5 protein-coding genes and 5 pseudogenes are annotated in these 7617 nt (G+C 41.1%); 2 read left to right on the top strand and 8 right to left on the bottom strand.

The genetic code is table 11. The features are described 5' to 3' along the window. Nucleotides 1-127 precede the first annotated feature (127 nt). Nucleotides 128-304, bottom strand: a pseudogene (locus BIT28_RS10515) (IS4 family transposase); the annotation flags it as partial. 87 nt (nt 305-391) lie between these two features. Between BIT28_RS10515 and BIT28_RS10520 the strand changes: the two are divergent. Next, nucleotides 392-1066 (top strand): hypothetical protein, encoded by a 675-nt coding sequence (locus BIT28_RS10520; RefSeq protein WP_139310456.1) that lies wholly within the window; start codon nt 392-394, stop codon nt 1064-1066. A 411-nt stretch (nt 1067-1477) separates the two neighbouring features. On the opposite strand, the pseudogene BIT28_RS10525 reads toward BIT28_RS10520, so the two are convergent. Continuing rightward, nucleotides 1478-2630 (bottom strand): annotated as a pseudogene (locus BIT28_RS10525) (IS110 family RNA-guided transposase). Nucleotides 2631-2783: 153 nt separating this feature from the next. On the opposite strand from BIT28_RS10525, the gene BIT28_RS10530 reads away from it, so the two are divergent. Then, nucleotides 2784-3113 (top strand): hypothetical protein, encoded by a 330-nt coding sequence (locus BIT28_RS10530; RefSeq protein WP_075763515.1) that lies wholly within the window; start codon nt 2784-2786, stop codon nt 3111-3113. A 145-nt stretch (nt 3114-3258) separates the two neighbouring features. On the opposite strand, the pseudogene BIT28_RS10535 reads toward BIT28_RS10530, so the two are convergent. From BIT28_RS10535 to BIT28_RS29935, 6 genes and pseudogenes are all read right to left on the bottom strand, one after another. Further along, nucleotides 3259-3429, bottom strand: a pseudogene (locus tag BIT28_RS10535) (IS4 family transposase); the annotation flags it as partial. Further along, nucleotides 3425-3952, bottom strand: a pseudogene (locus BIT28_RS10540) (IS5 family transposase); the annotation flags it as partial. The pseudogenes BIT28_RS10540 and BIT28_RS10535, both read right to left, overlap by 5 nt. Before the next feature lie 1218 nt (nt 3953-5170). Next, nucleotides 5171-5855, bottom strand: a pseudogene (locus BIT28_RS10545) (IS6 family transposase). A gap of 168 nt (nt 5856-6023) precedes the next feature. Next, on the bottom strand, nt 6024-6467 hold the full coding sequence (locus BIT28_RS10550; protein WP_075763518.1) for a hypothetical protein: 444 nt from the start codon (nt 6465-6467) through the stop codon (nt 6024-6026). Between the two features lie 126 nt (nt 6468-6593). Then, entirely contained in the window at nt 6594-6782 is a 189-nt protein-coding gene (locus BIT28_RS10555) for a hypothetical protein (RefSeq protein WP_075763519.1), read from the bottom strand. 83 nt (nt 6783-6865) lie between these two features. Next, the gene (locus BIT28_RS29935; protein ID WP_342743767.1) at nt 6866-7543 is read right to left on the bottom strand and encodes an RHS repeat-associated core domain-containing protein; all 678 of its coding nucleotides are present in this window, start codon (nt 7541-7543) and stop codon (nt 6866-6868) included. Nucleotides 7544-7617 lie beyond the last annotated feature (74 nt).

Raw genomic sequence — 7617 nt, forward strand, 5'->3', positions numbered from 1 at the left:
TGATTAAAAACAGACAGCTCGACAACCCTGAAGGCTTATCTGTTTGGGATGAGTTCTACGCGCTTGCAGCCTAGTTGCATCTGGAAATCAGTGCATTTGTACTTCGGCATAATTTTGCGACACAACCCTTAATACAGTGTTTCGTTTTGGCCTTTGAAGGAAGAGAGCGCCCTAGCAAAGTAAGTGTAAGTGCATCATTGCTAAGCAATGATTGCACCGAGTCCATGAGTGATTGGAGTCTCTTTTTGTGAATGTTAGGGCATTGATTTTCCAGCGACTCGTGTAGTATTTGAATATCACGCATCTTGCTTTCAATCTTTTGTGTTTGTGGTGAATTCATTAGATCAGAAGGCAAGGTGCGTGTCTACTTATTGAACTACAAAGGTATTTTGTGGGGATTCGTAAGTGCCTGGCGTTAGGTTTTTCACAAGGAATGAGAAAAATGAAGAAAATGTATATTTCTATAATTGCTATATTTGGACTTTGGTTGACTTTTAGTGCATATGCATTGGATTTAAATCAAATTCGAAAAGGATGTGAAAGTTCATTTGAAAGATTTAGTGAAGTTGCTCCTCAAAATGTTGTTCGACAAACAATTAATGAGGCTATTGGGGTCAACTATGATGACTCTATTTCGTATTGTTTAGAAATGGCAAAGGCAGTCGATAAAGGCCTAGATGAGAAAATTATTGATCTAGGAGGTCCGAATAAGGCAAGTATAAATCAGGTTGTATCAATCATTGGGGAAAGAAGTCGCAATCCAGCCTTATTCACAAGAAAAGACAAAAAATGTTCACCATCAAGTGATGAATCAGCTGAAGCAAATTGCTCCGCTGGCTGTCTTAATTATTATCTGAATAGTAATCAAAGAGATATGTTCATTGGGTTTGCTTCTGCGTTTAATGTGTCTTTCCATGCGGCAAGGTATAAAATGCTCAATATGAATCACATACTACCTGAAGTAGGGAAATGTGCTGATTATAGAAAGGGAGCTTCGAGTGCACTATGCACTTTTAATTACTGCACTGTTATCCATTCTAGCTATCAAGAAGCAAATAAGGTGTAACTTGAGAACCATACAAGGCCATCAAGTGTGACGCTTTACACTCGGCATTTTTGGTATGAAGTTCAGTTGGCTTTGTGAGTACATTGGGGCGCACCTTATGACTGGCGTTGGTATGACTCCCTATGTCAAGCAGCGTGTGCAAAATCTAACTCGAGCAAAGCCAGAGCCATAATGTCTGTGAAAGAGATGAGTTAACGCATCAGATGAAGCCAGTAATTTCGACGATTAACATGCTGGTATTCGTGGGTTACTGATTGTGGCAATCAGCCTTGCCTACCTTACTTATTACGTCGTGCTGCCGGTCTTCAGTCTATGCTCGTGGATCTATTACTTATCGTAACAGCCAGCCAACGCCTGCCGGAGGTTGCACCACTAATCGCGGCCTGACCTGATACGCCAACTCAATTTTTGTCATTTAGGTATCCTTACCAATCGTTGTTTAAGATCGACGGGGGATAAGACAACCTCGTGTGTGATCGACCAAATGAATGCAATCATTTCTCGGGCGATGGCGGTAACAATAAGATTATGATTTTTTCCCCGTTGAAGTAATCGCTGATATCGTCGGCAGAGTCTCAGTTGTGCTTTCCAAGCAATATCAATGATTTTTTTACTGAGACCTTCTTGCCTTTGCTGCATTTCAGCAGAGATTTTAGCAGGATGCCGATAGCTATGTGCCCCTCAACGAGTAATCGCCGAGCTCGGTGATTGCCACATTTGGTGATAGCGCCCAGCCGCCGAGAATTACCACTGGAGTGTTCACTGGGTATGAGACCCAAATAGCTCATGAGTTTACTGGGATGGTCGAATCGATTGAGATCTCCGAGTTCAGCAATGACTCCAGCAGCGACCAGTAATCGGATGCCGCGCATAGCTTGAATTGCTTTCACCACGGGATAGTATCGCCATGTTTTTATCTCATGAGTTAATTCGTTATCGATACGAGTGACCCTTGCCATGCGTTCTGAAATAGTTTGAATCATTTCCTGTAAAGCAATTTGTTGGGCCGGGTGAGGAAGAATGATTTGTGTGAGCCAACGTAAGTGCTTTATCGACCAATTATCGGTGCCCTGATAATGAACATGGTTACGAAGTAGAAAGGCTTTTAATCGGTATTTAGCATCGTTGAGATCATGCATGGCACTTTCCCTGCATCAAGATAAATCACGGACAGCTTCGTCTTCAGGTTCGGGGACAAAAATAGGGTCGGCATCTCCATTTTTAATAACTTAGCGAGCATAATAGCATCGCGTTTATCGGTTTTGACACGGTTGCCTGGTTTCTTCGGGATGAGTGAAGGTGCGACAATAAAACAGTCTTGCCCCAACTTGCAGAGATGGCGATAAATCCAATAGCCGCAAGGGCCAGCTTCATAAACAAAATAGAGTGTTGAACCAGGGTGCTTGGATTGGAACTGTCGGACAAGTTTCGTAAATGCTTGTTTGTTGGTGGCGATTTTCCCTAGGTGCATTGCCTGGCTTGTTCGCCCTTCATTGATATAGGCGATTTCAGTGTAATCTTTGTGCGTGTCTAAGCCGATGAAAAGTATGCTATGTTTAGTCATGCTAGCCTCCCGTATATGTAATTTTGTCACATATATTATGGCTCTGGCTGTTATTGCTAACCCACGAAGCGGAGGCTAGCACCTCATGGGGAGTCATTATGTCTAAATGCTTAGTCTTCGTACCTTTTTGATTTATTGGGTTTTGGAAAGTATATGTTTGATTGGTTTGAATCATGGTTGTTCAATCGTAAGGCAAGGAAAATTTCAGCAAGGCTTATACCTTGGCTGTTGTTTTATGGAGATAAGGACAAGTATTCAATTGATGAAGTCGATTATGCGATTGAAAGGGCTCAACTTCAGTCAAAAGATATTACATTAGCCTATTCGATTTTTTGTAATGAACTCAGTAGTTCCCAGTTTCATCGTGAAGAGGGGTACGCTGATTACATAGCTAACAGCCGAAAATATAATCGTGTAGCTCAAAAATACGGAACAGGCTCTTTTAACTCGAACACTTCCATACTTGATGATGTGGATAAGTAATCTATACATATCAGTGGCTTGTTCGCATTTAACAAAGGTATCAAGGTGACGCGTTACACTCGGCATTTTTGGTATGGAGTTAAGTGGGCTTGGTGAGTTCATCGTGGCGCACCTTATCCCAGGCGCTGGCGGATCCCCACATAATTTACGCACGATAATTGTTCCTTGCCATTAGAATTAGGGTGGATTGCGCCCAACGAATTGCTGAATCGTTGATGTGATATTCCAGCCGTCGGAAGACCTCTTTTCCTAGCCTAACAAATGATAAAACGCGTCGGTCTTTTACAGAATTTGCCTGAAAGTGACGGTGCCAACCGTTCGGCATCGGTTACGTTAGATAGACTCAATTCTGCTGCGACTATTTCGTGGGTGCTAGTATCGACTGCGATATGCAGCTTACGCCAAACTCTTCGCTCCCCATCTGTACCATGCTTCTTGACCTTCCATTCACCTTCGCCATAAACCTTGAGGCCAGTGGCATCAATTGCCAGATGTTGTATTGCTCCTCTGGTTTTGGTTTTAAAGGAAACCTCCACTTCCTTAGCTCGGCGGCTTATACAGGTGTAGTGTGGGCAAACAAGCGGGATGTTAGCCAGCTTAAATACGGAGTCTAGAAAACCTTGCAGCGCTCTCAATGGCATAGAGAAAATGCGTTTCATCATCAGTGCGGTAGTAATGGCTAAGTCGCTGAATCGGCGAGGTCTACCACGCTTGCCTTGTATGTTTTGCTTCCACTCGGCTATCGCTTCCTCATCAATCCAAAAGGTCAGAGAACCACGGTTGATTAAGGCTTTATTGTATTGCTTCCAGTTAGTTGTTTTGTAACGAGGTTTAGGCATGAGGCTACGACGATTAATGGGTGTAACCGATCAGATCGTAGTTTCTTGATTTAGTTCCATCGATTTAAGCAACAAAGCCACGGCGGCTACAGATTTCTTTTTGTCCCCCCGAATGTTATTTATTTTTCTTTTGTTTGTTCGACTAAATTTTGAATGTTCATATACAGCCCTAACTATTGATTACTATTTTCTTTTAATCTGTATTTTACAGAACACAGCTTAATTCTTAGTTAACCCCTAATTCACATTACGTTCAGGTCTATCAAACAGCGGTAAAGGCGTAACATCACACTATCGAAAACAGGTACCTGTTATGTTAAATCTAACTGGCATGATCGTGTAACAGACAGAGACAAGAAAGGCCGCCTTGGGCGACCTTCCTACGATTTGGTTTACGGGCGTTATGTTCAACTAAAGGAGTTCACCGATAAAAAACAACGCGACCATTTTTTACAACCACTTGCTCAATAACTCCATCAGACCATAAAGTATAAAAGAATGAGCAGTGTTTAAGTTTAATCTTATCAATAATTAGTAAAGTTCGAATCATAAGCTTTTGTAACAAAAATGTGGCCTCCACTTCTCCCTACAAGGATTAACGAGGGCTATATCTCATAAAGGAAAAACGAAAGGTACAAAACTACCAATATNATTAACGAGGGCTATATCTCATAAAGGAAAAACGAAAGGTACAAAACTACCAATATAAAAAAATGAAACCCAGCTGCGTCCTCTGTTCGCTAAGTGCCTGTTACGTTAAATTGGTAACAAAAATCCGTGATGTTATGACAAAAAAAAGCCGCCTAAACTAAAGCGACTCAGTAAAGTAATCAGGCTCAATTGGTGGGCCCTAAATTTTGGCTAGGTCTCTGCAACAAGAAAGACCATACTGACATAGATATTAATTAATATTAAACATAAAGATATAAAATCAAAGATTAATGATGCGAAATCTAAACTTTTTATAACTCATAAGGTCGAGGTTGAACAAAAAACGGCTTTGTTGCCTAAATCATTTTGAACCAATTTTGTACTTACGGATCAGATCTTACTCATAACCGTATAAGTAAGCATAATGACCAAAGTTAAGTACAGCACCTCTAATTGGAAGCAGTACAATCAAGCGGTTGTTAACCGTGGTTCGAGGTCGATGAAGAGGTAATAGGGTTGTGTCGCAAAGTCATGCTGATGTACAAGCGTACTGATTTCCAGATGCAATTAGGCTGCAAGCGCGTAAAATTCACCCCAAACAGATGGGTTGTCGATCTGTCCATTTTTAATCATCGACCACAGTTACCCGCCTGCGAGGGTGGCTTTGGCTCCTTCATCAGATTTCCATCCCAGGCACTGATGCATCTTGCCTTTCACTTTCCGGTGGCTTTGCTCGACTATGTTGTTCAGGTATTTCACTTGAAAGACTTCTATGAGATTGAGCATCCTCCACGTCAACCAGAGCTGGACGTTGATATTATGCAGCGCTAACGCGTTGGCACCACTCTTATCGAACACCACTTTTTCAGATAAGCCATTATGGCCTATTGCCTTGGTGAAGAAGGCGCGATCAGCTTTCTCGTCACGGCGATCGCACAGTAAAAAATCAATAACATTGCCGTACTTATCAACGGCCCGGTAGTAATACTTCCACTGACCTTTGACGTTAATGTAGGTCTCGTCCATCCGCCACGAAACAGCGACAGGCTTCTTTCTTTGACGAGCCCGATGTTCAAGCAAGGGGTCGTATTTAATGACCCACCGGATTGATGGTTGAGTGATCAGCATGAATACCCCGCTCGGCCATGATCTCTTCGATTTCACGGTAGCTAAGCTTATAAGAAACGTAATAACGAACAACCTGGAGGATGATGTCGGAAGGAAAGTGGCGACCGGAAAAGTTGATAGTCATAATGCTAAAGGTAATGAGTACTTACGGAGATCATAACTCAGCACTCCTGTTTGCGACAAACCCATTCAATATATATCGAAGAACGCTGTTAAATCGAAGCATAGAAAATCCATTAAAGACAGTAGTCTTGGATGGGATTTACAAGAAACTTAATGCTTAAGGCCCAGTCTATGATGGTGGCTTAGTAAAGTATTTCCAAGCACCAAAAATAAAGTAATACACGAGGAATCCCGTCCCCCATATTAAGCAGCTGGCTAACAACTCTGACAATTCTATCGTACGTGTTTCCCTCAGTTCAAAATAAATTATTCCATAATGGAAAATCGGTATTAGTGGAACAATTATCCCTGCCAATGTCCACCGGTTGAAGATTCCCAATGCTATAAATACATGCACTCCCCCTAATATCATCATTGAAATCGGTGAGCTAACTTTTATCTCACCAATATAAGGTGAAAGTGACGGGGTAAATAAAGAGAAAAACTGAATAACACCTAAAACAAATGAGGCTACACATAGAATTCTCAGCACCAAAGGTATGTCTTCAATCACAACAATAAAGTGATTATACTTATCTCTAACTTTTAAAACTTTATCAATTAGATCTTCCATGAACTTATGTTTCCATTTTGACACTTTAAGAATAAAACCGTATAAAACCCATCTTAATTACGTAAATTATATGCAGCACCAAATATAACAACAAAACAAAAAAAGAAAATACACTAACAAATATAACTAGCCTTTGTATTTTTTTCCTTTTTTAGTCAATTTAATTTTTCCGTCAAAAACAACAAGAAAGTTAACGAGGAAGCTCTCCCCTTTTTCTTTATAAAAATTAAGTAAAATTGGCCATAAAGTCATTGATAACACGAAAAAAACAAAGAGTACAGAAAGCACAAACCCAATTACACTATCAATTGACATAAGTAAAACCTCAAAAATAAAATTTTAAACCCCACCTTAGCTCGGAGGGTTTAGTTATTCTTCCACAGAAGGAAAAGTAGAGATTAATAAATAGCTATACTAAAATTATTAACGGCACTAACATGAGCCCCAACTCCAGTCCCAACCTTCATTTCTTTGATATTTAATTTAGGTCCAACATTAAATAAACCATTAAGATCGTCTCCTCCTTTAACTGTAGCACCTACTCCATATGGACCAACATTAACACCCCAACCGGCTTCAGTACCAGCCGAAATATCGTATCTACCTGCGCATTTCTGCCGAGCTTCATCACCATTATCATTAGGGTCTATATTCCAACCAGTCTCAGCTCCAACACCTGCGTGAAACTTACCAAATACCCTCCCGTTATTCGGGTTATAACCAAACGTAGCTCCCATTCCAATACCACGATATACACTTAAACTGACAGACCAACGCCCATCCGGATCTACATATCCTAGCGGTCCACCATTTACATACGCATAAAGATTAATCCCACCGGCCTCTTGCAATGGATCACGGTTTAGCCAACGTCCTAAGTTGGGCATATAAAAGCGGTAGCCAAAATACACTAAGCCACTGGTAAAATCACTTCGCTTAGTCGACATACCAAATGGTTGTACGGTAAAGTCGTCACCCGATACCGTACCATACGGTGAATAACTATGGCTTGTTACCCGGTTGCGGTTGTGTCGCAAAATTATGCCGAAGTACAAATGTACTGATTCTGGATGCAACTAGGCTGCAAGCGCGTAGAACTCATCCCAAACAGATAAGCCTTCAGGGTTGTCGAGCTGTCTGTTTTTAATCA

It is taken from the genome of Photobacterium proteolyticum, assembly GCF_001939735.1.
In the GTDB taxonomy this organism is placed as follows: Bacteria; Pseudomonadota; Gammaproteobacteria; order Enterobacterales; family Vibrionaceae; genus Photobacterium; species Photobacterium proteolyticum.